General features: G+C 53.6%; 17 protein-coding genes. 6 read left to right on the forward strand and 11 right to left on the reverse strand.

Going from position 1 to position 24,971, the window contains the following annotated elements; translation table 11 throughout:
* Nucleotides 1-312: 312 nt before the first annotated feature.
* From NLX71_RS22110 to NLX71_RS22120, 3 genes are all read right to left on the reverse strand, one after another.
* On the reverse strand, nt 313-543 hold the full coding sequence (locus NLX71_RS22110) for a cold-shock protein (protein ID WP_090670294.1): 231 nt from the start codon (nt 541-543) through the stop codon (nt 313-315).
* Nucleotides 544-634: 91 nt separating this feature from the next.
* On the reverse strand, nt 635-835 hold the full coding sequence (locus NLX71_RS22115; protein ID WP_254365921.1) for a cold-shock protein: 201 nt from the start codon (nt 833-835) through the stop codon (nt 635-637).
* 192 nt (nt 836-1,027) lie between these two features.
* Nucleotides 1,028-1,456 (reverse strand): NUDIX hydrolase, encoded by a 429-nt coding sequence (locus NLX71_RS22120; RefSeq protein ID WP_254365922.1) that lies wholly within the window; start codon nt 1,454-1,456, stop codon nt 1,028-1,030.
* A gap of 135 nt (nt 1,457-1,591) precedes the next feature.
* On the opposite strand from NLX71_RS22120, the gene NLX71_RS22125 reads away from it, so the two are divergent.
* The 3 genes from NLX71_RS22125 (at nt 1,592) to NLX71_RS22135 (ending at nt 6,911) form a co-directional block, all read left to right on the forward strand.
* Nucleotides 1,592-2,449, forward strand: a complete 858-nt coding sequence (locus NLX71_RS22125) for an Rpn family recombination-promoting nuclease/putative transposase (RefSeq protein WP_254365923.1) — start codon at nt 1,592-1,594, stop codon at nt 2,447-2,449.
* A gap of 233 nt (nt 2,450-2,682) precedes the next feature.
* A complete protein-coding gene (locus tag NLX71_RS22130; protein WP_302058390.1) occupies nt 2,683-5,271 on the forward strand; it encodes a YhgE/Pip domain-containing protein in 2,589 nt (862 codons plus the stop codon).
* 95 nt (nt 5,272-5,366) lie between these two features.
* Nucleotides 5,367-6,911 (forward strand): hypothetical protein, encoded by a 1,545-nt coding sequence (locus tag NLX71_RS22135; protein WP_254365925.1) that lies wholly within the window; start codon nt 5,367-5,369, stop codon nt 6,909-6,911.
* A gap of 79 nt (nt 6,912-6,990) precedes the next feature.
* Here NLX71_RS22135 and NLX71_RS22140 read toward each other — a convergent pair whose 3' ends face one another.
* From NLX71_RS22140 to NLX71_RS22165, 6 genes are all read right to left on the reverse strand, one after another.
* Nucleotides 6,991-8,901 carry a beta-N-acetylhexosaminidase gene (locus NLX71_RS22140; RefSeq protein ID WP_254365926.1) on the reverse strand — a complete coding sequence of 637 codons (1,911 nt, stop codon included), beginning with the start codon at nt 8,899-8,901 and terminating at the stop codon, nt 6,991-6,993.
* A 72-nt stretch (nt 8,902-8,973) separates the two neighbouring features.
* A complete protein-coding gene (locus tag NLX71_RS22145) occupies nt 8,974-9,834 on the reverse strand; it encodes a 3-hydroxybutyryl-CoA dehydrogenase (RefSeq protein ID WP_254365927.1) in 861 nt (286 codons plus the stop codon).
* A gap of 63 nt (nt 9,835-9,897) precedes the next feature.
* Nucleotides 9,898-13,155 (reverse strand): fused isobutyryl-CoA mutase/GTPase IcmF, encoded by a 3,258-nt coding sequence (gene icmF, locus NLX71_RS22150; RefSeq protein WP_254365928.1) that lies wholly within the window; start codon nt 13,153-13,155, stop codon nt 9,898-9,900.
* A gap of 54 nt (nt 13,156-13,209) precedes the next feature.
* Nucleotides 13,210-14,340 carry an acyl-CoA dehydrogenase family protein gene (locus NLX71_RS22155; RefSeq protein ID WP_254365929.1) on the reverse strand — a complete coding sequence of 377 codons (1,131 nt, stop codon included), beginning with the start codon at nt 14,338-14,340 and terminating at the stop codon, nt 13,210-13,212.
* Nucleotides 14,341-14,357: 17 nt separating this feature from the next.
* Entirely contained in the window at nt 14,358-15,536 is a 1,179-nt protein-coding gene (locus tag NLX71_RS22160) for an acetyl-CoA C-acetyltransferase (protein ID WP_254365930.1), read from the reverse strand.
* 73 nt (nt 15,537-15,609) lie between these two features.
* The gene (locus NLX71_RS22165) at nt 15,610-16,725 is read right to left on the reverse strand and encodes an acyl-CoA dehydrogenase family protein (protein WP_254365931.1); all 1,116 of its coding nucleotides are present in this window, start codon (nt 16,723-16,725) and stop codon (nt 15,610-15,612) included.
* 178 nt (nt 16,726-16,903) lie between these two features.
* Here NLX71_RS22165 and NLX71_RS22170 point away from each other — a divergent pair, with 178 nt between their 5' ends.
* Nucleotides 16,904-17,071, forward strand: coding sequence for a hypothetical protein (locus NLX71_RS22170; protein ID WP_254365932.1), 168 nt, complete (start codon nt 16,904-16,906; stop codon nt 17,069-17,071).
* A gap of 320 nt (nt 17,072-17,391) precedes the next feature.
* Here NLX71_RS22170 and NLX71_RS22175 read toward each other — a convergent pair whose 3' ends face one another.
* Complete coding sequence (locus NLX71_RS22175) at nt 17,392-18,285, reverse strand: AraC family transcriptional regulator (RefSeq protein ID WP_254365933.1); 894 nt, start codon at nt 18,283-18,285, stop codon at nt 17,392-17,394.
* 133 nt (nt 18,286-18,418) lie between these two features.
* Here NLX71_RS22175 and NLX71_RS22180 point away from each other — a divergent pair, with 133 nt between their 5' ends.
* Both NLX71_RS22180 and NLX71_RS22185 read left to right on the forward strand, forming a co-directional pair.
* Nucleotides 18,419-19,183, forward strand: a complete 765-nt coding sequence (locus NLX71_RS22180; RefSeq protein WP_254365934.1) for a phytanoyl-CoA dioxygenase family protein — start codon at nt 18,419-18,421, stop codon at nt 19,181-19,183.
* 406 nt (nt 19,184-19,589) lie between these two features.
* Entirely contained in the window at nt 19,590-22,715 is a 3,126-nt protein-coding gene (locus NLX71_RS22185) for a hybrid sensor histidine kinase/response regulator (RefSeq protein ID WP_254365935.1), read from the forward strand.
* A gap of 519 nt (nt 22,716-23,234) precedes the next feature.
* Here NLX71_RS22185 and cysI read toward each other — a convergent pair.
* Nucleotides 23,235-24,956, reverse strand: a complete 1,722-nt coding sequence (gene cysI, locus NLX71_RS22190; protein ID WP_254365936.1) for an assimilatory sulfite reductase (NADPH) hemoprotein subunit — start codon at nt 24,954-24,956, stop codon at nt 23,235-23,237.
* Nucleotides 24,957-24,971 lie beyond the last annotated feature (15 nt).

Consider the following 24,971-nt stretch of genomic DNA (forward strand, 5'->3'; position numbering starts at 1 on the left):
GGCTTCGCCTACCGAAATTCATCTCCCACTTTCATCAAGCTTCGCAAGATTTAGAAGTGGGAGACTTCTTTCGGAGGAAAGTTAAAGGGCGGTGAGTACCGCTGCTGACAGCCATTGTCAGCAGCTTTTTTGCATGCTGTCAACTTTCGGTTATACCGCTGTTCGTCCTTCCCAAAACAACCGCTAAAAGATGAGTGCAAAAGAAACAAGGACCACCTAAAAAAGGTCGTCCTTGCTCTTAAAACAATGGGAAAGGGAACCGTGACCGTTCAGATCTTGAGGAACGCTTGTACATGGATATGCGGGCACGGGCTACGAGATTTGTATGCCTTTCTTGAGCGACTTCAGGTCGCCATTCGGATTGACCAGCAAGGGGAGCATCTTCACACTACGAACCATTGGGGAATGGCACTGCCGGCATACCGGCACATCCTCGAACGCAAAGTTGTCCCGCATCCACCCCTTACATCCTTCCTTGCTACAAGACCAGATCGTCGTGTTTTCCTCAGGGATATCCTCTAACGATTTCTTTTGAAAATTCACAGTTAACCCCCCCTTGATTTAAAAAAACCTTGATCCTAAAAAAACTGCCCTCAACACAAGTTAAGGGCAGTTTGCTTGGACTTACATTACATTACAGCTTTACAACATTTTCGGCTTGCGCTCCGCGGTTGCCTTGTACCACATTGAATTGGACACGCTGGCCTTCATCCAACGATTTGAAGCCGTCACCTGTGATCGCGCTGAAATGCACGAATACGTCGCCGCCGCCTTCCATTTCGATAAAGCCAAAACCCTTGTCAGCATTAAACCATTTTACTGTACCTGTTTGCATCGTATTACCTCCAAAATTTGATTTAACATGTTTTTTTTACCCATTAAAGAAATAAAAAATTCACATATTGAAAAAGGTTCCATCACACAAATGATAACCCTTTACAATATGTGAATTAACAGGTCAAATTTATGATTAACTTTAGCTTACCATAATTAGATCCAAAAGACAAGTTTTTTACCGGAAATAAGGTTAGGATTTGACGCAATATTTTCGTAAGATCACGTTCCCTTGATTCCGAGCGGCATCTTTTATCCTCAGCAAGGTAAATTTGGATAAGGGCGAAGGGAGCTGATCTAATGAAAAAAATCCGACTTCATCGATTTCTTTCCCATCCGGTACGGGCGTCCCCTCCCATTCCGTTACTTTAAAGTTAAAAACATAGGCATTCCGCCCGGATAAATAATAGATGCTCGACAGCGTAAAATCGGCAGGATGCATCGCCACCTGGATTTCTTCCTGGCATTCGCGGATGGCGGTTTCCCATGCCGCCTCTCCTTCCCTTTGCCGGCCTCCCGGCAGCCCCCATTTCCTTTTCCCGTCCGCATGACGCACCAGAAGAACCCTACACTCATCATCGAAAATGACAAGGCCTGCCCGAATGATCGATTTTGACGGCATACCCGCTCCACCTCCCATGGGAGTAGTGTATGCTGCCAAGGTCCAAAAAGAGCGAGGCCGACTTTTCCATCCTTCTAAATCCTGTGTCTAACGAATCGCAGCGTGGTATAATGTTAGTGATTGGAGATGATCCGAATGACGGAACTGCTGGACCCGCGGAACGACTTTGTTTTCAAACGAATTTTCGGCACCGAAGAGAATAAAGATGTACTGCTGGCCTTTCTGAATCATACGTTCATGGAGGCGGGCGAGCCGCCGCTGACCGAGATCGTGCTGCTCAATCCTTATACCGAGAAAGACGCTCCATACGACAAGCAATCCATCTTTGACATTTGGGCCAAAACTGCCGAGGGCAAGCTGATTAATGTCGAAATGCAGCTGTTCAACAAATATGACAATGAAAAGCGCACCTTGTACTATTGGGGGAAACGTTACTCCAATCAGCTTCAAGAGGGGCAGACCTACAAAGCCTTGAAGAAGTGCGTCACAATCAATGTTTTAAATTTTTCATTCCTGCCCAACGACCGTTATCACAGCGTCTTTCACCTGCGGGAAGATCATACGCTCATTCCCCTGATCGACGACATCGAGGTGCATTTTATCGAGCTGCCGAAGCTTGACGATCACGCTGTTCCGATGGAAGGCGGCCTGGTCAACTGGCTGTTGTTCCTGAAAGGCGCAAACAAATCCAACTGGGAGGTGCTGGCCATGAACGAACCGACATTGAAGAAGGCGATGACGACACTCGAATTCCTGAGTCAGGACGCCGAGGCCCGCAGACTGTACGAAGCGAGGCAAAAATATTTGCACGACGAAGCTTCGATGATTGAAGGAGCGAAGACGGAGGGAAAAGCCAAAGGAATATTAGAAGGAAAAACGCAAGCAAAAAGTGAAGTCGCCAAAAACATGCTGTCGATGGGCCTCGATATTCAATTGATTGTTAAAGCGACCGGATTAACGGAAGAAGAGATTCACGCCTTGAAACCGATGTAACCCATCTTCGGATACGAACGCCAGCCTTTCGAGGTTGTCGTTTTTTTGCTTGAAGGACATAATGAACTGCTTTTACCCGCACTCTTCACAGCAAAAAAATCGAACAAATTAATGGCGGCGCGGTGATTTTCCCTAAATTATATCGCTTCAAATGCGCCTGGAATATTGTATAATACTATACGTAAAATCTAAAGAGCCTTGTTCTCCCAACACAGTGAAAGGTACGGAACGCGATGCGAAAAGTTTCTCTACGAACAGTTTTGCGCATATATACTCACGATATCCGGCGTATTGTTACGAATTGGGTCACCCTGACGGTGGTCTGCGGGCTCATTATGCTGCCATCGCTTTACGCTTGGATTAACATTTATGCATCCTGGGACCCCTACGCCAATACGAAGGGCATCAAGGTCGGGGTCGTCAATAACGATACCGGCGGCACGCTCAAAGGGCTCACCTTTAACATCGGGGACGAAATCGTTCACTCGCTGAAGCAGAACGAGAAGCTCGGCTGGACCTTCTACAATACGAAAGACGAGGGCATAGCCAAGGCGAAAAATGGCGAGGTGTATGCCACCATTGTGATTCCCGACGATTTTTCGCTGAAAATGAGCACGATGCTTAGCGACCAGCCGGTCAAGCCCGATCTGGAATATTATGTGAATGAAAAAGAGAATGCCATCGCCTCGAAAATGACGGATGCTGGCGCCTCGACGATCCAGCGGGAGATCAGCACCACCTTTGTCAAGACGGTGACGGAGAAAGTGTTCGCAACACTGAATCAAGCTGGCGCCGAGCTGGATCAGCGGTACCCGCAAATCGAAAAATACAAAAATTTGCTCTACGTCCTGAATGAAAATATGCCGAAGCTGAATCAAAATCTGGATGAGATGCTGAACCGGGCAGAGAACGGGTTTACTAAACTGAATAAGACGGCAGATCATGTGCCTGCGGTTCAGGATACCCTCGGCAAACTCATGGAGCTGAACGACGGACTAAGCAAGGATATGTACACAGCCAGCGGCAACATTAAAGAAATCGCGCCGGATGTAAAAGAGAACCTGTATCTGCTCCAGACGATTTTCAACAAGTTAGCCGAGACGACCGAGGACGTGAACGAACAGCTGACGCTGTACAAACCGGAGGTGCTCACTCAGCTTGATAATGCCGTCACAGATCTCGATCAGCTGCAGCAGCGGGTGAAGGATTCTTCGGAACAGCTGGAAAAAGCGGGCGTAACCTTACCCAAAGAAACCCTCGAATTAGCATCCGATATCGCAATGGAGCTGAACTTGTTCCGGGGGCTGCTGACGGATTTAAAAGCGAATATCAAGGATGTTGGCGCGGCTGAGAAGATTTTAAATAAGCTGCAGCCGATCAATGACCGGATTTTGGGTAAAATCACCAAATTTCAGACCGCCATCAATGAGCTGCTTGCCCCGATCGATGAAGCCTTGAACATCCGGACGTTTGCCCGGCTCCGCGACAATCTGGAAAACATACGGCAGCTGTCTTCCGGGATCAGCTCGTTTACCAGAAACTTAAGTACGACGCTGGCCTATAAAAAGGCCAATGTGGACGGCAAGCTGTCCAAAAGCATCGACTCGATTAGCAACATGATAAACCGACTTCTGAAAAATGCAAATTCGTTGGCTCAATCCTCCGCGAAAGGCTCGTTTCAGCTTAGCAAGGACTTGAAAAGCCTGGCTCAAAGGCTGGAGGAGTGGAAGGGCAAGACAGCCGATCTTCGTAAAAATATCGAACAGAACCAAAACCTGGAGAAGTTACTGCCGGATCTGGCCCGGATGAACTTTGCGATTGCGGGAAGTATCGGCAAACTGTCACTTGAGCTCGACCAAACCCTGTTTCCGAAAACGGAATCCTATTTGCAAAAAGGCTCGAACCTTTTCGCCGATGTGAACGTGATACTTGGCAACACGCAGGAGGATTTGGCCGCGGCGAAGGACTTGATGGCAGGCATGGCATCCGGGGGCAAAATAGCGGTGGACGATATCCGAAATTTCAAAGAGCGCGTGCCGGACCTTCAGCAGCGCCTGAGTGACCTAACGGCGGTCTTCCAAAAAATCGACAGCACGGTTGATGTCAAGGACATGATCAAGCTGCTGAAAAACCGGGGCATTGCAGACAACAACTTCCTTGCTCTTCCAGTGACGATGAGCACGCACCCGTTATTCCCGATCTCGAACTATGGAGCAGGTATGACCCCTTTCTATACGACGCTGAGCTTGTGGGTCGGTTGTCTGCTGCTGATGTCTCTGCTCACCGTCAAGTTCCAACCGGCGGATTTCAGCTTTACCTCGCATGAAGAGTACCTGGGCAAATATCTTTTGTTTGCTACCTTGTCCGTGCTGCAAGGGCTTATCGTAGCGCTTGGAGATATCTTTTTGCTGAAAATCGGCATTCAAGAGGCCGGATTGTTCATCGGGCTCACGGTGCTTTACTGTGTTGTATTTTCCATGATCATATACACGCTGGTCTCGCTCTTTAACAATATCGGCAAATCGATCGGCGTTGTTCTGCTGGTGCTCCAACTCGCCGGCTCGGGGGGCACGTTCCCGATTCAGGTGACACCGGCTTTCTTTCAAACGATTCATTCGATGCTGCCGTTTACCTATGCGATCAGCGGGCTGCGCGAAGCGCTCGCCGGGGTAAGCTACCCGACGCTGATGAGGGACGTCTGGACGTTGGTCGGATTTTTCGTCTCTTTTTTGGTCATAGGTTATATGTTCAAACCAGCACTCACATCGTTTCTGAGCAAGTACTCCAAGCAGTTGCATCATTCAGGAGTAATAGGGCACTGAGGGAAATCGCCAGCCTCCAAAGGTTGGCGATTTTTTCTTGCGCGCCGGAATGGCCCTAGGTATACTATCCTTAAATAGGGCAGAGGAACCCACAAATGGAAAGGATGATCGGATTGAAGCCGAATATCGGGGATATATATTGCGTATACGTCGAGCAGTTGCAGCGCTATGCCGCGTGTCAGGTCACCAGAATCAAGGAAAAGTGGGGTAAGCCGCTGGCCGCCGTGCTGGAGCTTGACTGGACCGGGGACAAGCTGCCTACGGAAGAAGAGCTCGATAAGATGAAACCGCTGTACTGCGACCACTTTTCGAACGACCAGCTTGAACATTGGTATGTCAACCCGCAGGTCCCCAAACATTACATTTTGGCGGGAAACCGGCCTCCGCTCGTCACCGAAGATACAAGCAGATACAGCGGTTGGCATACAGGCAGCAGTATGGTCTACCAATTGAAGTGGCGGGGCATTCCCGAAGACCGACGCCGTTCGTTCAAGGAAGCGGAAAGGGACAATACGCCGGTTGTCGTGGGTGGCGTGCAGATGGCCCGCTCGACCAGCGAAATCCGTGACGCCACGCTCCAGCAGCTCTCCGACTTGTCCGAACTGAAACAGCTGCCCTGCCTGACGCGCATCGCCGCCGACCGTCCCTATGAGTCACTGCTGTCGTATGTTAACGACAATCCGTTTATATACGAGCTTCGGTTGGAGAACCACGGCTATACGTCGATCGACCTCCGAAGCAGCAGCTTGGCGCGCCTGATCCTTCAGGCGGATGGATTGGAAGAGCTGTTTTTAAATAAAGGGTTAACCTTTCTATCGTTAACGGGTACCCCCTCGCCCAAGCTGAAAATCCATGCCGAAGACGGCGGTCAATGTCTGACGGCCGCCTTTACCAATAACGTACCGCCGGTATGCGGTCTCGAACGTTTGTCGGGGCTGCACGTGAAACAGGTGAAAGACCTGGATCTTGGGCCGCTCGTCCGAAGCTACCCTCAGTTGAAGGAGCTGCTCCTGGAGGGCAAACCCGGCAACATCGTTAATCTTCAACAACTCGAACAATTAACGAACCTTAGATTATTCAGCACCTACGATATGTTCGGCTTCTCCGGCGAAGCATTTCCCGGCCCGGAACGGCTGCCCAACCTTACTTGGCTGTGGATGGAAAGCCTGCCCGCCGACGCCGCCAAAGCAATTAAGGACAAGTACAAGAAAGAAGCTCCCAAAGGTCTGGACCTGTCGATCACCAAGCCGCGCAAGCCCGAATGGCTGGCCGAAAATTTCAATAATCCTTTCCGCGACTGGGACGGACGGGACAACATCACGGAGGCTCGGGCCAAGAAAGCAATGAATCTGTACAAAAAGACACTTGCGGCCATAACGGCATTAGCGGAACAAATTCGGGGCGGCGGCATGACGGCAGCCGAGGCGGAGTCTGCGCTGGACACATTAGTGTCCGCCTACACCGAAACGTTCAATAAAATGGACCGCAGAAGCGGCTTTATCGAAACGGTGGAGCGCGAGGAAATATATATGGTGCTGAAGGATCTGCTCAGCGGGGCACAGGAGCAGTTGTCTGCCGCAGGCGTCGAAGTGGACGTGGATAAGCTGTTCGACACGTTCAATGAGCTACGCGATTTTTAACGCCGGTAACCTTTAACGCAATAAGTAAAAAAAGGGAAGCCCCGCTGTAGCAGCGAGCGCTTCCCTTGCTTCGTTTCGTTTAAAAAGGATTCATTACATGAAAAAAGACATTGGGCGACGCCATCCGGTAATAGTAGCTGCACCAACCGACGCCGCGGTTGTTGAACCGGTTGGACGAGCTGTACACGAGCCGCTCCTGCTCCAGCTCTTCGATCTGCCCAATTCGGCCCTCCACATAATCGAGCAGCCTTAACGAAGCCGTATCCAGCCGGTTGACGACTCCGCCGTAGCGGATATCGATGACCTCCCAGCCGAACGGCTTGAACATCCGCAGCCACTGGGCGCGATGGGCGGCCCGCAGCTCCCGGACCGCTTCCGCAATCTCCGGCAGCACTTCCGTCGCGATGCGCCGCAGCGTCCCCGTATCCTTATCGTCGTACGCCCGCTTGAGCTCGATGCCGATCTCGCTCTTCCGCTTCAGCACGCCGCACAGCCTCTCCGGTACCTCGAACAAGTAATCCAGCTCGGCCTCCTTGACGCGCCGGCTGCGGATATCCTGCTCCACCTTCGTATAATGCGCGGACAAGTCCAGTCCTTCGATCTGCTTGTCGAACAGCCCGAGCAGCACGTCCTGGTACAGTAAAAACTTGGAAGGATTGCTCTGCGCCTGGTTGTTCGGCTCGGAGCCGGGCACCTCGTCCAAATCCTTGAACGTCAGGAAGGCGTCGGCCTCGATGCCGGTGCAGAACTTGACTCGCTCCGCCAGCTTCGCTTCATCCGGCTTCGCTTCCGAATACGCGTGCTCCGCATAGAGCTGCAAGCCGAGCAACGCCGCAAAAGGATTGCTCTCCATGCCGTCGTCGCCCCACATCGTCGCATAGACCTCGCGGATGCCTTCTCTTTTGCACACCTGCAGAGCGGCATCGGAGGCATTCAACGACAAGCCGTAATTGACCCCGAACGTGTTAAACACCCAGACGGCGCCGGCAAACACCAAATTGCAGCCGAGCGGACGGTGCTTGGCAATGAGGTTCTCGTAGTCCTCCTGCTCCATGTGGTTATAATCCCAGTACACCATGTCCACATCTTTCGGAATGCGGCGCGCCATCTCCTCCGGAATCTGCGTTTTCATGTCATAATAATCGCTGCCGTTCTGCGAAGCGAGCTTCAGGAACATATCGCTCCACATCATCGCTTTCAAACCGCGGCGGCGCGTCATGTCCAGCACTTTGTCCAGATGTCCAATCATAATCTCGAATCGGTTCGTGTAGCCGTTGTGGTCCAAATATTTGCCGCGGCCGACCTCTTCCGCCTCGTCCATACCGATATGGATTTTACGGCTGCGGAACGGAGCGCTGACGGACTCGATCATCTGTTCGACCAGCCGGTCCGTCCGCTCGTCCCCGACTAAAAGCGCGCCTTTCGTATCCTTGTAATGCTTCACCGGCTCCCACTTCAAGAACTCTTCCAGATGCGCCAGGGCCTGGATGCTTGGGAACGCCTCGATGCCGAATTGGTCAGCGTAATCGTCAATCTCTTTCAGCTCCGCTTGCGTGTACCGGCCGCGCATATAGCCGAAATAAGGTTCCTCGCTAATTTCGTACGTATCTTCCAAATACAGCATGACGCTGTTTAATCCCATTAAAGCCATCTTGCGAAGCATAAATTTGAAGCTGTCGAGCGTCAACACCGCATTGCGGGACAAATCGAACATCGGTCCGATCGTATCGAACTGCTGCTTCTCCCGAAGGTGAAACGGCTCCCCATGAAGGCCGTGCTGAACAAGAAGCCCAAGCCCGCGATAGAACTGATGCTTTTGACCGTAGCGAATGTAAGCCTTCCCCTGCTCCATGCCGACTTCCAGCTCGCCGGACGACGGCTCGACCCGGACGACGATGCCGTCTTCCGCCTCAACAATCTGAAGTTCCTGTGATAATGCGCGAATTCCCGGCAATAAAACGTTTAAATTTCCTTCAAACCGCAGCTTCATCTCTGTTCCTCTCCTTAGTTAAGTATCCTATCTGCTTCTATTATAAGAGAAAGCTGCGGTTTAGGGAATGCGTTACAAGGATGAATCGTAGGTATAAAATCCTTTGCCCGTTTTGCGGCCGAGTCGGCCGGCTTTGACGTATTTGCGCAGCAAGGGGCAGGGACGGTATTTGCTGTCTCCGAAGCCGTGGTGAAGGATCTCCATAATGGACAGGCACGTGTCCAGCCCGATGAAATCGGCCAGCTCCAACGGCCCCATCGGATGGTTCATTCCCAGCTTCATCACCTTGTCCACCGCATCCGGAGCCGCAACGCCTTCGTAGACGGTATAAATCGCCTCGTTGATCATCGGCATCAGGACGCGATTCGATACGAAGCCGGGAAAATCGTTCACCTCAACGGGCGTCTTCCCCATGCGCTCCGCCAAATCGCGGATTTGCCCGAATACCTCGTCGGAGGTTTCCAAGCCGCGGATAATTTCAACCAGCGGCATCACCGGAACCGGATTCATGAAATGCATGCCAATTACCTGCGAAGGCCGCCCGGTCACGGCGGCGATCTCCGTAATCGGGAGCGAGGACGTATTCGTAGCAAGGATCGTATGCGGCGGGCAATGGTCGTCCAATCGCTTGAACAGCGTCGTTTTATGCTCCATGCTTTCAATAATCGCTTCAATGACCAGGTCGGCCTGCGCCGCTTGATCCAACTGGGCACAAGGGACAATCCGCGCCAGAATGCTTGTTTTCTCTTCCTCGGCAAGCTTTCCTTTCTCCACGCTCCGGGCAAGACTTTTCGTCAGCCTGTTGATGCCCTGATGAAGGGACGCTTCGGCAATATCGTGCAGCAGGACGTTCAATCCTGCCGCTGCGGCGACCTGGGCAATGCCGCTGCCCATTTGCCCTGCGCCAATCACCATAACCGTCTGTATCGTCATGCTCCACGCCTCCCATTCTTCCATTTTTGTGTAATGCAATAAATCGGGCTGGCCGAACGTCGATCACATATTTCGACGGTACTGCCCGCCCACTTGATAAAGCGCATGCGTAATTTGCCCCAAGCTAGCGGCTTTGACGGTTTCCATCAGCTCGGCAAACATGTTGCCCCCGTCCAAAGCGGTCTGCTGGAGCCTCGCCAAAGCGGCCGGAGCCTCGTCTTGATGCTTCGCTTGAAACGCGCGCAGATTGGCGATCTGCTGCTCCTTCTCCCCGGTGGTGGCGCGGGCCATCGGAATCGGCAGATCGTCTACCGGCGGGTTCGGATTCTGGAAGGTATTCACGCCGATGATCGGGAGCTCGCCGTTGTGCTTTTTCGTTTCGTACAGCAGCGATTCATCCTGGATTTTCCCGCGCTGGTACTGCGATTCCATCGCCCCGAGCACGCCGCCCCGGTCGCTGATTCGCTCCAGCTCAAGCAAGACGGCTTCCTCCACCAGATCCGTCAGCTCTTCGATCACGAAGGAGCCTTGGAGCATGTTCTCGCTTTTGGCGAGCCCGAGTTCTTTCGTGATGATCAGTTGAATCGCCATCGCCCGGCGCACCGATTCCTCCGTCGGCGTCGTAATCGCCTCGTCGTAGGAGTTCGTATGCAGCGAATTGCAGTTGTCTATGATCGCAAGCAGCGCTTGCAGGGTCGTGCGGATATCGTTAAAATCGATTTCCTGCGCATGCAGCGACCGGCCCGAGGTTTGGATGTGATACTTCAGCTTCTGGCTGCGCTCGTTCGCCTTGTATTTCTCACGCATCACCGTGGCCCAGATCCGTCGCGCCACCCGGCCGATCACGGTGTATTCGGGATCGAGCCCGTTGCTGAAAAAGAACGACAGGTTCGGCGCAAAATCGTCGATGTGCATGCCCCGGGACAAGTAGTATTCGACATAGGTGAGGCCGTTCGCCAAGGTGAAGGCGAGCTGCGAGATCGGATTCGCCCCGGCCTCCGCAATATGGTAGCCGGAGATCGACACGGAGTAGTAGTTCCGCACCTCGTGATCGATAAAATATTGCTGGATATCGCCCATCATCCGCAGCGCGAATTCCGTGGAAAAAATGCACGTATTCTGCCCCTGGTCCTCCTTCAAAATATCCGCCTGCACGGTTCCGCGAACCTGCTTCAGCGCTTCCTTGGCGAGCTGCCGCCTTTCCTCGTCGGACGGCTCCCTCCCCTGCTCCTGACGGAATTGGTCCGCCCGGCCGTCGATCGCCGTATTCATGAACATCGCCAGAATGATGGCCGCCGGGCCGTTGATCGTCATCGAGACCGAGGTCAGCGGATGACACAAATCGAACCCGGCGTACAGCTTCTTCATATCGTCCAAGGTGCAGATGCTGACGCCGCTCTCCCCAACCTTGCCGTAGATGTCCGGGCGGTAGTCGGGGTCCTCGCCGTACAGCGTCACCGAATCGAACGCGGTGCTGAGACGCTTGGCCGGGTCGTTCTTCGACAGGAAATGAAACCGGAGGTTCGTCCGCTCCGGGGTTCCCTCGCCCGCGAATTGACGCTTCGGGTCCTCCTCCGTCCGTTTAAAAGGAAACACCCCGGCCGTGTAAGGAAACGTTCCCGGGACATTTTCACGGTACAGCCAGTTCACCAGATCGCCCCAATCGTGAAAGCCGGGCAGGGATACCTTGGGAATCTTGAGCCCGGACAAGCTGGTGGTCGCAAGCTCGGTGACGATCTCTTTGTCCCGAACCTTGGTGACCAGTTGCGCGCCCGCATAGCGGCTGCGCAGCTCCGGCCAGCGGGCCAAGAGAGTCCGGGTCCCCGGGTGCAGGCGCTGCTCGTACTTTTCTTTCAGCTCCTGCAGCATGGTGATGCTGTCCTCCGTCGCGTGCTCCCGCTTCAGCGCCTGCATCGTTCCTTCGATTTGGTAGCAGGCGCGCGCAAATTCCGCTTCCTTGTCGACGAAAGCTTTGTAGCTGCGAACGGTCTGCACGATCTCTCCCAAGTACCGAATCCGTTCGCCGGGAATGATGACCTGCCTCTTGAAGCTTTTCTCCGTTGAGAAATCCGGAACCGGCCAGTTGCCGCCGCATTTGCGGCTCATCTCGGAGATGAGCGCGGTAAACAGCCTGTTGACTCCGGCGTCGTTAAACTGGCTCGCAATCGTCCCGTACACCGGCATCGCTTCGTAGGGCTGCTCGAACCATCCGCGGCTTCGCTGTACCTGCTTTTTCACCTCGCGCAGCGCGTCCTCCGAGCCTCTTCGTTCAAACTTGTTGATCGCGATCAGATCGGCGTAATCGAGCATCTCGATTTTTTCCAGCTGCGAAGGCGCGCCGAATTCGCTGGTCATGACATACAGCGTCAGATCGGAAATTTCCGTAATCTGGTGATCTCCCTGCCCGATTCCGCTCGTTTCCACCAAAATCCAATCGAAGCCCGCCGCCTTGACCACCGCCAACGCTTCGCGAATCGCCTGCGACAGCTCCTTGCCCGAATTGCGCGTCGCCAGACTTCGCATATAGACGCGATCCGAATGCACCGCATTCATGCGGATACGGTCTCCCAGCAAAGCGCCGCCCGTCCGCTGCTTGGTCGGATCGATGGACAGGATGGCGACGCTCTTGTCGGGATAATGCCGCAGGAACCGGCGGACCAGTTCGTCCGTGAGCGAGCTTTTTCCCGCGCCGCCCGTACCGGTGATCCCGACAACCGGGGCGTCGGACGGCCAGCCCTTCATCTGCTCGAACACGGCATGCAGCTCGGGGCTGGAGGAAACAGACGCGCCGCTCAGGCTCTCGGCGGCCGTGATGCTTTGCGCGATGGCGCGGTGATTCCCCTGCTTCAGTTCCTCCAGATCGGGCACGTAGCCCGCAACCGTTGAAAAATCGCATTCCTCCAGCATGACATCGATCATGCCTTGCAGTCCCAGCTTTCTTCCGTCCTCCGGCGAAAAAATACGGGCAACGCCATAGTCGTGCAGCCGCTTCATTTCCGAAGGAATGATGACGCCGCCCCCGCCTCCGTATACGCGGATATGGCTTGCGCCCCTCTCCTTCAATAGATCGATTACGTATTGGAAATATTCAACATGCCCGCCTTGGTAGCTGGAAATGGCGATGCCCTGCACGTCCTCCTGGATCGCCGCTTGCACCACCTCGTCCACGGACCGGTTGTGCCCCAGATGAATGACCTCCGCGCCGCTAGCCTGCAATATTCGACGCATCACGTTAATCGAGACGTCGTGACCGTCAAACAAAGCGGAAGCGGTAACAAATCTGGCCTTGTACTTTGTTCGATACACTCGCGCAGTTTCCAAACCAATCTCTCCTCATAGCGAAAAATCCAAATACTGTCGCAGGACTTCCGCCGCTTACGACTTCAACAGTTCGTTAGAAATGACGATCCGGTGAATCTGGTTGGTCCCCTCGTAAATTTGCGTCACTTTCGCATCGCGGAACAATCGCTCCAACGGATGCTCGTTCGTCCATCCGCTGCCGCCGAGCAGCTGCAGCACTTCCGTCGTGACCGCCATAGCGGTATCGCTGGCGAACATTTTGGCCATGGAAGCTTCCTTCGTACAAGGCTTGCCGTTCTGCCGCAGCCAGGCAGCCCGGTACACAAGCAGACTTGCGGCTTCGACCCGGGCGCCCAGTTCCGTCAGAACGGGCTCCACCGCACGCTGCCGCTCTGTCGGATACCGCGCCTTCACGAAGCGCTCGGTATGCTCCAAGGCGGCTCTGGCAATGCCGAGCGCCTGTGCGCCGATGCCGATCCTCCCCCCGTCCAGAATCGACTTGGCCATGAGGAATCCATGTCCTTCCTGCCCCAGCCGCTGTGCGGCAGGAAGACGTACCTGGTCAAAGGTCAGCTCGCACGTATTGGAGCCGCGCAGCCCCATCTTCTTTTCCTTCTTCTCCACCCGGAAGCCGGGCGCAGCTTTCTCGACCATAAAGGCGCTGACTCCGGAAGACCCTTGTCCCGGATGAGTCGCGGCAAAAACGATATACACGTCCGCTTCGCCCGCGTTCGTAATGAACACTTTCGATCCGTTCAGGATGTAGTCTTCGCCGTCCCGAAGGGCGGACGTCCTGATCTTGGCCGCATCGGAGCCGGCATGGGACTCCGTCAGGGCAAACGCCCCAAGCCATTCTCCCGAGGCCAATTTGGGAAGGTATTTCTTTTTTTGCTCCTCTGTCCCGTAATACAGAATAGGCAAGGTCGCTACCGAGGTGTGGACGGACAAAATAACGCCAACCGCGGCGCTTGCTTTGGATATTTCCTCGATGGCGATCATATACGAAATCATATCCGCGCCGCTTCCGCCCCATTCCCGGGGAACGGGCAGCCCCAGAAGGCCGCAACCGCCCATTTCGTTAACGAGCGCGCGCGGAAAAGCATCGGACTCCTCTATGGCAGGGACGGACGGAGCGATCCGGCTAATGGCGTATTCGCGCACTTTGCTCCGGAAGCGCTCCTGTTCGTCCGTGAGGCACAGCTCCATCAGGCGTCAACTCCCCCTTATTCATCCACCCGAAGCAAAATCGCATCCCCTTGTCCGCCCCCGCTGCAAATGGCCGCAATTCCAAGCCCGCCTCCGCGACGTCTCAGCGCATGAATCAAGGTCAGAACAATCCTGGCCCCGCTGGCCCCGATCGGATGCCCGAGCGCGATCGCGCCGCCGTTGACGTTGACCTTATCCTCGGCCCAGCCGACGAGACTGCCGCTGGCAAGCATGACTGCAGCGAACGCTTCGTTGACTTCGAACAAGTCAATCTCCTGCAAGGACTTGCCAGTTTGTTGCAGCAGCTTCTGAATGGCGAGTCCGGGCGTTATCGTATAATATGGCGCTTCGACAGCAACGGTCGTATGCCCGATAATCGAGGCAAGCGGCGAGTGGCGTTCGCGGACCGCTTTTTCCTCGGACATGACGACCAGCGCGGCCGCCCCGTCACTAATGGCTGAAGCATTGCCTGCGGTCACGGTGCCTCCCTGCACAAAAGCGGACGGCAGCTTGGCGAGCTTCTCCGCATTCGTATCGGCGCGGGGGATTTCATCCGTATCGACATCCGCGTAAGAGCCTGCCCCGCAAGCGACGGGCACGATCTCGTCCTTGAACAGCCCTTGCCGTATCGCCTCCACGGCTCGCCTATGGCTCCGCAGCGCCCATTCGTCCTGAAGCTGGCGGCTGATGCCTTTCTCGGCGCCGATTCTTTCGGCGTACTCTCCCATGTGGACATGCTGAAATGCACAGTGCAGCCCGTCTCGTATCATCAGGTCCGTCACCTTCTTGTCCCCGAGGCGGTAGCCCCAGCGCGCATCGGCCGTCACGTACGGCGCGTTGCTCATGCTTTCCATCCCGCCGGCTACGATCGTCTCCGCATCGCCGGCCCGAATGATTTGATCGGCCAGCGTAATGCTGCGCATGCCGGAGGCGCATACCTTGTTGATCGTCTCCGTCTGCACGCCCCAGTCCAATCCGGCCAGCCGCGCCGCCTGACGCGACGGAATTTGTCCCGCCCCGCCCTGCAGCACCATGCCCATAATGACCTCATCGACTTCGGAGGGAGCCACCTTTGCTTTGTCCAAAGCTCCTTCGATGGCGATGCCGCCGAGCTCGACGGCTTGCTTGCTTTTCAATGCGCCCCCGAATTTCCCTAATGCCGTACGGGCTCCCCCGACAATCACAGATTTTCTCATGGCTTCTCCTTCCGGGCTTTCCGCAAGAAAGCCGCGTAGTCCTAAAAAATTTCCCGCCTTCCAGCTACGAAGGTCATCCGCTTCCAGCCCATACGCCCATGCCTTTGAGCATGTGCAGCGCTTTAGCATCGCGCATGTACCGTTCGACACGGTACTCCTTCATATAACCGTAGCCCCCGAGGATTTGCACCGCATTCGTCGTTGAACCCACGGCGGCATCGGCCGCAAAAGCAAGCGCTCGAGCGGACGGTTCGGCATGACCCAGCCCCTTGTCCTCATTCCACGCGGCTTGACGGACAAGGAGGCTCGAAGCCTCGGCAGCCGCGCACATTTCGGCCAGCATGAACGCCACCGCCTGATGCCGCGCAATCGGCTTGCCGAACTGCGTCCTCTCCTTGGCGTACGCCAGCGACGCCTTCAAAGCTCCTTGTGCAATCCCGGCCGCCAGCGCCGCCAAGCCGTATCGGGCGCTGGCCCACGTCTCCCCGGCGATGGCAGCCCCTTGTCCGACACTGCCGATCAGCTGTCCCTCGGAAAGACGGCACCGGTCAAAAGTCAGATGAGCCATACCGGAGGAGCGGAGGCCAAGAGCTTGGGTGACGGGCCGTACCTGCAAACCGGCCATCCCCCGCTCAACGAGAAATGCGGCGGTTCGTTCGGGTTCCCCCTCGCCTTCCACATTCGCATATACCAGGAACAGGTCGGCTACTGTGCCATTAATAACGAACTCCTGCGTCCCGTCGAGAACGTACCCGTCCCCATCCGGCTTCGCCGCCAGCGTGAAGGCAAGCGGAGGAAGCCCTCCGGGCCTTGGGGGAAGTGCTCCGGCCCCAAGCTTCCGGCCCTCGATCAGCGCTTGCAACTGCTTCGCTCCGCCATGTTGCCCGAACCTGTACACCGGCCACGTCACAAGCTGAACATGCGTCCACAGCGCCGCCCCTAGCGAAGCGCAGCCTCCGGACAGCTGCTCCAGCAGCAGGACGTAGCTTGCGAAGCCTCCCCCGGCCCCGCCGTCCGATTCGGGCCAAGGCAAGCCGGTAAAGCCCAGCGCCGCCATCCGGTCGAACATTCCGCGGTCAAACGCTTCCGCTTCGTCCAGCTGTTCGGCCTTCGTTTCCACTTCCTTGGCGACAAAATCGCGCACCATGTCACAGATCATTTCCTGCTCTTCCGTAAACTCGAACCTCATGAAATCTCTCCTTTGAACTGCAAAGGGACTTACGATGAAACGGCATTCTACCCCCATGTTATGTACTATTTAGAATAAATATGATGTCATAATGGAACCTGAATCCGTGAAGTGAGCTTTTTGAAAAAATTGAGATCATGATAATATAGAAGGGAATACAGTCTGAGGTGGGAGACGCATGATGAAAATCAATTTGTTTGCTCCAGAGAGCTCATTCTTTCTACACATGCCGGTCTTGCAAGCGCTTGCAAATTGTTTTCTCGTACAGGATTTAAAAAAGCGCTTTAGTCATACCAAGAAGCCACATCCAATGAACGTCAGTCACGCTGAACAATGGGGATTTTAATCAAACACCGTTTACCGTTGTTTCTTAACGACATGTAAAATATATCATATGAGGTAAAAAAATTGAAGTAGTTCTTTTGTATTAATTAAACATTGGTTGGCAAATTATGAGCGGAATTCCCGCCTAATAATACTGGCGGGGTTTTTACGTTTAATACAATTTTTGGATTGGTTTCGTAGTGGATTCGGAAAAACCTGAGACCCGGAGGATGCGGCGGAGGCGTTCCTGTATTTGATGCGCTAAAGACATTCCACCGGACAGATCGTTGTGGTGGACGGCGGCACGACATTGGTATAACGAATATGGAATGGCCCGTGCCATCATTCCGAAGCCTTCTTTTCATGCATGGCCTCTCGGTATTTGCCGGGGGGCATGCCCATTTTCCGGGAAAACGACCTTGTGAAGTAGTGAATGCTGAAAAATCCGGATTTCTCGGCAATTTCAATCAAGGATAAATCGGAGTGCTTCAATAAATACACGGCTCGGCGAATTTTTTCTTGTTGAACAAAATGGATATAGCTCATGCCGAGCTCCTGTTGAAACAATCGGGACAAATGGCGGCTGGAAAGATGAAGATAAACTGCCACTTCCGCCAACGTCATCGAGTGCGAAAGATTGTCTTTCACGAACCGGATCGCCCGATTCAACGCATAGGCGGCTGGCTTATAACCGGAAGCGCCAAAGCCCGAAGCTGGAGCTTCAGCTTGAAATGTGGAGCAGAAAGAGAATAATAGCGACAGGGCAGCGCTCTTCACGTAGTGCTCCGTGATGGGGACCGGTTCTTGCACATGCTTCAGAAGCGCGGTCCAGATTAGTGTCGCGGGATTCGCGTATGCATCGTAGATCACAATGCGATCGACAACCGCAAGCTGCCGAAACTGCCGGACAATGGCAGGGTCCGTGTTCTCTTCATCGACTTCGAAAGCGACGTACAGGAGAAACATGCCTTGCTTACTGCGAATTTGGTGGCGGATGCCAGGTCGCGATAAAAATAACGTTTCCTTGTCCAAGGGAAAGAGATCGTCGCCGTCCATATACATCCCCTCTCCTTCCAAGACATAGCAGATTTCAAAAAAGGAATGCTGATGAACGGGGTTGTCAAAATGAGCGGGTTCGATTCCCCAATAATGGATGGTGAAGGAGGCGGATTGGTTCTGGAGACGCGGGACGATTTCGTTTAAATAGGCTTGAATTTTATGCGGATGATCAAACATGATCCGGCTCCCCCTTGGCATGAATGTCCGAAATGTGCAACGACTTGACTGATTTGATCAAATACAACCAGCCCGTTTGTCTCTACAATAACATCATGGATAGCGATCCATCAATTTGGGGGAGGCTGACAGGATGATTACCCAGGAGCAAGTTGATTTTTATCATGAAAACGGATATTTGTTGGTGAAAGGCGTATTCAACAGCGAGGAAGTGGAAGAAATGCGAACCGCAACCGATGCGATTATCGACCGTGCGGCCAAATCGAAGTTCGATCGAAGCGACACGTGGCAAGGCGATTATTTGCCGCCGGAGCAGTTGAAGAAGCTCGTATTAAAGGGATTCCACGATGTACATTATCATGACGCGGTATTTACCCGGGCGCTATGCCATCCTAACATGGCAGCCGTGTTATCCAGTTTGATTGGCCCAAATGTGCAAGTCCATCATTCGAAGATGCTGGTCAAGCCCCCGGAAAAAGGCGCGGCGTTCCCGATGCATCAGGATTATCCGTATTTCCCGCATGCGAAGCATTCGATGATCGCGGCAAGTATTCACTTGGACGATTCCGACATGGAAAACGGCTGTCTGTGCGTCATTCCCGGAACGCATAAAAATGGCCCGATGCCGCACGTAGGAGCCCACTATCTGAACCATAAAGAGTATCCGATCTCGTCGGGCACGCCTTGCCCGGCAAGTGCGGGAGATGTTCTGTTCTTCAATTACTTGACGATTCACGGCTCCGACGTCAATCGAAGCACTCGGCCGAGAAGAAACGTGCTGGTTCAATACCGCGATCCTGAGGATTTGCCGACGGAAGAGGTTCACGTGAACTGGGGGCAAGGGCTTATGGTTTGTGGTCATAATCCGATATTCAAGGAATATAAGGGGGCTCACTAGGCTAGTTTTGCAAGCAAAGCAAGGGGTTGTCCCAACTGGACAGCCTCTTTGCTCCACAGCCTCCCTGCAAACGAATGGAATTCCCCTCGATTCGTCACTTGTCCTTTCCTCCTCCGAAGCTTATCTCATAGGTATAACCCCCCTTCATGTTATCAGACGCTTCTCTCAAAATTCTCACAAGCTCACCATCAGCGACTCTGCCGAACCTGATCAACAATAAACCGCTGCATGTTGTCGGCTAAAGCTACTGCTTCTTTTCTTATACTTTTCAATACAAAAGAAAAGTGGCCCCTGTAGTGCCATGAAACCGGCTAACCGGAGAGATGCAGCGCCCTTCATTCTAAGGCAGTCTCCTTCATAGCCGTGTTAAAAAGGAATAAGCACTGGTTCCGTCGAACTTCTTCGTATGATGCGAATGAAATATAACACCACTCCGAAGTATATAGTGACCATTATATTATTTCTCGGCATCCTCCTCGGCCTGCGCTGGACTTGGACCGGAATTTTCCCTACATTGGAGCACCCCCGCGCAATCCATGGCGTGCTTGATTTGCGCGGTGTGGACTTGGATCAATCCCCTACCATCTCCTTGGATGGCGAGTGGCAGTTCTACCCTGGCAAATTAGCCTTTCACCAGGACATACCGTTGATGGAAAACGAATCTCGCCCGATTCAAGTTCCGGGAGATTGGAGCAGCCAACTGACGAATGGCTCGGACTCCTCGTACGGGTACGGAACGTATCGGCTGCGCATTCTGGTCGATCCGCTGAAGCAGCCTGTCGCTTTTTGGTTGCGAGACATACAAGCCTCGTCCGGTGTGGAAATTAACGGGAAGGTTGAACCCGATTTCGGAAAGCCTGCCAAAAACGCGAATGAGTACACGCCCAAAAATATCTCCTACACGGCTTCGTACGATGCGGAAGGAGCGACTGAGCTTGAATTGCTTATTCGGGTGGCGAATTTCGACGATCCTTATAACGGCGGTATCCTGCGCTCCATCTATTTCGGCTCTCAGGCAGCGATCGACTATGCGCGTTGGTATTCCATGGGGTTTCAGCTGGTTACGTTTATCGTTCTGCTGCTTCACGGGATGTATGCCTTTATCCTTTATTCGTTTAGCCTGCATGAACGAACGCTGATCATTGTGTTTCTGCTGACGCTGACAACCGGTATTTCGATTATGATCGGCCATGATAACCTGCTTTTGCTACGGCTGCCGATCAACTATACATGGGCGCTGAAGATCAGACTGATCGCCCTCGTATGGCATTCTTATTTTATCTATGTCGTCTTTAGACGCTTTTCTTCGGCTCCTCCGAAGAGTGTTGGCTTACGGATACTCACCGCGGCGCTCCTTGGTTATACGGGATTTCTGCTCGCTGCAAATGCGGCATGGGTTAACGGCTCGGTCGAATGGGGGATATTTTCTTGCTTCTATTTGCTCCCTTTCGCCTTGTTTGCTTATTCAACAGGAACCATGATCTTCAGGAAGCAAGCCGTCAACGACGGCGTCTTCCTAGTGTTGTCTGCAACCGGCATTATATCGAGTCTTCTCTGGAGCCTGTGGAGCTCCTATTCTCCCGTTTATTATCCGATCGATATTATTGCGGCGATTATCGGTTTTTCGACCTACTGGTTTAAACAATATTTCCGCAACGCCAGAGAAAACGCCGTCCTCAACGATCAGTTAAGGAAAGCCGACAAGCTGAAGGATCAATTTCTGGCCAATACGTCGCACGAGCTGAGAACGCCCCTGCACGGCATTATTAATATCGCCCAGAGTGTAGTGGTCAAAGAGAAAGCGAAGCTGAACGAGCGCAGCCTGAAAGACATGGAGCTGCTGGTCACCATCAGCCGCCGCATGTCGCATATGCTCGGCGATCTTCTTGATGTCGCACGGCTTCAGGAGCACCGCATCGCGCTGCGGCAAGAGCCTCTGCAGATTCAATCCGTCGTACCCGGCGTCATCGGCATGCTTCAATTTATGATTGAGGGCAGGCCTGTCCGATTGCACATGAACATTGCGGAATCGATGCCGCCGGTCATGGCTGATGAGAAAAGACTGGTGCAAATTTTATACAACCTGGTGCATAACGCCCTCAAATATACGGAGGAAGGAACCATTTCCGTTTCCGCCGAAACCCGGGAAGGGCACGCCTTGATTCATATCTCTGACACCGGGGTCGGCATGGACGAGAAGGCCCAAGCGAGGGTGTTTCTCCCCTACGAACAAGGCTCTTACGGCATGAGCGACGGACGGGGCATCGGACTTGGGTTAAACATCTGCAAGCAGCTGGTGGAATTGCACGGCGGCGCGCTGACCGTTCGCTCCGAACTTGGGAAGGGCTCGGTATTCAGCTTTAACCTGCCGTTAGCCAGCGTGTCAAATAACCCGCTGCTGCCGCCAAGTCCGCTCCAGCCTCCGCAGATCATGGACACCGTGGAAGAAGTACGCGCCGGGGTAATGGCTTCGGATGCCTCCATCGGCGAATTGGCCGCTTCCGTACTTGTCCCGCCGCTTGAGAATGGCGGGAAGGCGAATATTTTGGCCGTGGATGACGATCCCGTCAACTTGAATGTGCTTGTTGGCATCCTTTCATCGGAGCCGTACCGCATCACGACCGCCCAATCCGCCCGAGAGGCGCTGGAGCTGCTGGATACGCAGCAATGGGATCTGCTGATTGCCGATGTCATGATGCCGCACATGTCCGGCTACGAGTTGACGCAGAAGGTAAGGGAGCAGTATTCCTTATCCGAGCTTCCGGTACTGCTGCTGACCGCGCGCAGTCAGCCTGCCGACATTTACACCGGCTTCAAGTCGGGAGCCAATGATTACGTGACCAAGCCGGTCGACGCGCTGGAGCTGCAATACCGGATCAGGGCATTGATCACGCTGAAGCAATCGATCCAAGAACGTTTGCGAATGGAAGCCGCCTATCTGCAGGCACAGATTCATCCTCATTTTCTGTTCAATACGCTGAATTCCATTATGGCGCTGAGCGAGATCGACACGGAAAAAATGCGTCAGCTTGGCAATGCCTTTGCGTCCTTTTTGCGGATCAGCTTTGATTTTCTCAATAAGGGAAAGCTTGTCGAGCTGTCCCATGAGCTGGCACTTGTGGAAGCCTACTTGTTTGTTGAACAAGAGCGGTTCGGCAGCAGGCTGTCGGTCTTATGGGAGGTTGACCCGGGCATCGACTTGCTTCTCCCCCCGCTTTCGATCCAGCCGCTGGTCGAAAATGCCGTCAAACATGGCCTTCTTAGCCAAACCAAAGGCGGTACGGTTCGTATCCGGATTGCCCGAGAGGACGGGTTCATCCATGTTGAAGTCGCGGATGACGGCAAGGGTATGGAGCCGGACAAGGTCAGGCAGTTGTTGAATCCGCCGGCAAAAAGCAGGCGCGGAATCGGACTTTCCAATACGAATCGGCGCTTGACGCAATTGTACGGTCAAGGCTTGTTTATTCGCAGCAAGCCGAAGGAAGGAACCACGGTATCCTTTGTCATTCCAAAGAAGCAGGCCGATCCTTAGCTCACGTAGCGTGAAGGATCCGCCTGCTTTATATCGTGGCGCTCAAGGCGAGATATGCGGATGAAACCAAATCTTATGGAAGTCAAGCCAACCTGAAGCGTTAACTGTAACTCCACATAACGATCTATGAAACGAAGTATTGTTTTTCTTATGGACAAGGTACAGGACAGAATATGTTTTCTGTATCAAATCTTCCATATCCACCAGTTTATTCTGGCGTTCTTTCTCGTCAGATTCGCGAAAAATAGATATTAGGTTTCGGACAAGGTCCTGTCCTATTCGCCATCCTTATGCTTTTGGCATTTATCGCATTTCCATTCTTCTATCGAGGGCAGCAGCTTTGGGAACAACGGCAGGGCCTTGAGAAGACAAATGATTTGGGGTGCTTATATGGGAAAAATTCGGGAGTTTAACGGCAAGGTCCAGCGTGGCCAATCCATAAAGAAGAGCTGTCTCTGCAGTAGAAATCTACTTTTAAAGACAGCTCACGAATTGTCATATAAGAATATTCCGTTACCCTTACTCGTGAAAATCCAGTCCCGAACGAACTTCTTTCACGTACCCGGCGCGAATTACGAAATCGCCGAAATGTTCGCCTTCCTCGCGTTCCTTCGCATAGCGGTTCAAGATAGGCCGCAGCTCCGCAAGAATCTGCGTTTCATCAATATTTTCGCGGTACATTTTATTGAGTCGGTTGCCAGAGAAGCCGCCGCCCAAGTACATGTTGTATCTCCCAGGGGCCTTGCCGATAAAGGAAATCTCTGCAAGCGCAGGCCGGGCGCATCCGTTCGGACAGCCGGTCATCCGAATGACAATCTCCTCTTCGCGCAATCCCGCCTCGTCCAAGATCGATTCGATCTTGTCCAGCAGCGTGGGCAAATAGCGCTCCGATTCGGCCATCGCCAAACCACAGGTCGGAAAGGCAACACAGGCCATCGAGTTTCTGCGCAGCGCGGAATAGTGAATGCCGTCGGTCAGCCCGTATTCCTTGATGAGTTCCTCGATTTTTTTCTTCTTCTGGGCCGATACGTTGCCGATGATCAGATTCTGATTCGGCGTCAGACGGAAATCCCCGTTGTGCACCTTGGCAATTTCCCGCAACCCGGACATCAACGGGTAATTGTCTTCATCCTTCACCCGGCCGTTCTGAATAAAGAGGGTGAAATTCCATTTGCCGTTGCTTCCCTTCACCCAGCCGTAACGGTCTCCATTGTGGTCGAAATGATAAGGTCGCGCTTCCTCCAGCTTCCACCCCAACCGCTGATGAAGCTCGTCGATAAACCATTCCAAGCCGCGGTCGTCAATGGTGTACTTGAACCGGGCATGCTTTCGCACCGAACGGTCTCCATAATCCCTTTGGATCGTGACTGTCTTTTCTGCCACGTCGACGACCTGCTCCGGCGTGACAAAACCGATCACCCGCGCCAGCTGCGGATATGTTTGCGGATCGCCGTGCGTCATCCCCATGCCTCCGCCGACAGCCACGTTGAAGCCCAGCAGCCGCCCTTTCTCATGAATCGCGATGAAGCCAAGATCCTGAGAGAAGACATCGACGTCGTTGGAAGGCGGCACGGCAATGCCGATCTTGAACTTACGCGGCAAATATACCGGTCCATATATCGGTTCTTGCTCTTCTCCGTCGCGGCTGTCGACAACCTTCTCTTCATCCAGCCAAATTTCATGGTAGGCTCTGGTTCGCGGATCAAGATGATGGCTTATTTTCTTGGCCCATTCGTACACCTGCTCGTGAATTTCGGAAACGTACGGGTTCGGGTTGCTCATCACGTTACGATTGACATCCCCGCATGCCGCAAGCGTGCTTAACAGCGCTTCGTTGACTTCCTTGATGACCTGTTTCATGTTCCACTTGATCACGCCGTGAAGCTGGAACGACTGACGGGTCGTGAGACGAATCGTTCCGTTAGCATACTGCTGTGCGACCCGGTCCATCATGAGCCATTGCTCCGGCGAAACGACCCCACCGGCAGCCCTCACGCGCACCATGAACTGGTAGGCCGGTTCCAGCTTTTGTTTATTCCGCTCGTTGCGAAGATCCCGGTCATCCTGCATATAGCTTCCGTGAAATTTCATCAAGCGGTTATCGTCCTCGGGAATGGAGCCCGTGATTCTGTCATGGAGCGTTGCAGCAAGCGATCCCCGCAGGTAGTCGCTTCGCTTCTTGATCTCCTCTACATCGCTATGAGGCGCACTATTGGCTGAAAGTAAATTATTTTCGCTCATGTCCCTATCCCCTCT

The sequence above is a fragment of the Paenibacillus sp. MZ04-78.2 genome, assembly GCF_024213375.1.
GTDB lineage: Bacteria > Bacillota > Bacilli > Paenibacillales > NBRC-103111 > Paenibacillus_G.

Excerpts from the sequence above, each read along its gene's own strand:
- NLX71_RS22180 (WP_254365934.1), top strand. The coding sequence starts at position 18,419 with ATGATTACCCAGGAGCAAGTTGATTTTTATCATGAAAACGGATATTTG.
- cysI (WP_254365936.1), bottom strand. The coding sequence starts at position 24,956 with ATGAGCGAAAATAATTTACTTTCAGCCAATAGTGCGCCTCATAGCGAT.
- NLX71_RS22155 (WP_254365929.1), bottom strand. The coding sequence starts at position 14,340 with ATGGAGCTGTGCCTCACGGACGAACAGGAGCGCTTCCGGAGCAAAGTG.
- NLX71_RS22145 (WP_254365927.1), bottom strand. The coding sequence starts at position 9,834 with ATGACGATACAGACGGTTATGGTGATTGGCGCAGGGCAAATGGGCAGC.
- NLX71_RS22160 (WP_254365930.1), bottom strand. The coding sequence starts at position 15,536 with ATGAGAAAATCTGTGATTGTCGGGGGAGCCCGTACGGCATTAGGGAAA.
- NLX71_RS22120 (WP_254365922.1), bottom strand. The coding sequence starts at position 1,456 with ATGCCGTCAAAATCGATCATTCGGGCAGGCCTTGTCATTTTCGATGAT.
- NLX71_RS22115 (WP_254365921.1), bottom strand. The coding sequence starts at position 835 with ATGCAAACAGGTACAGTAAAATGGTTTAATGCTGACAAGGGTTTTGGC.
- NLX71_RS22175 (WP_254365933.1), bottom strand. The coding sequence starts at position 18,285 with ATGTTTGATCATCCGCATAAAATTCAAGCCTATTTAAACGAAATCGTC.
- NLX71_RS22165 (WP_254365931.1), bottom strand. The coding sequence starts at position 16,725 with ATGAGGTTCGAGTTTACGGAAGAGCAGGAAATGATCTGTGACATGGTG.
- NLX71_RS22140 (WP_254365926.1), bottom strand. The coding sequence starts at position 8,901 with ATGAAGCTGCGGTTTGAAGGAAATTTAAACGTTTTATTGCCGGGAATT.
- NLX71_RS22125 (WP_254365923.1), top strand. The coding sequence starts at position 1,592 with ATGACGGAACTGCTGGACCCGCGGAACGACTTTGTTTTCAAACGAATT.
- NLX71_RS22170 (WP_254365932.1), top strand. The coding sequence starts at position 16,904 with ATGATGAAAATCAATTTGTTTGCTCCAGAGAGCTCATTCTTTCTACAC.
- NLX71_RS22185 (WP_254365935.1), top strand. The coding sequence starts at position 19,590 with ATGATGCGAATGAAATATAACACCACTCCGAAGTATATAGTGACCATT.
- NLX71_RS22135 (WP_254365925.1), top strand. The coding sequence starts at position 5,367 with ATGGAAAGGATGATCGGATTGAAGCCGAATATCGGGGATATATATTGC.
- NLX71_RS22130 (WP_302058390.1), top strand. The coding sequence starts at position 2,683 with ATGCGAAAAGTTTCTCTACGAACAGTTTTGCGCATATATACTCACGAT.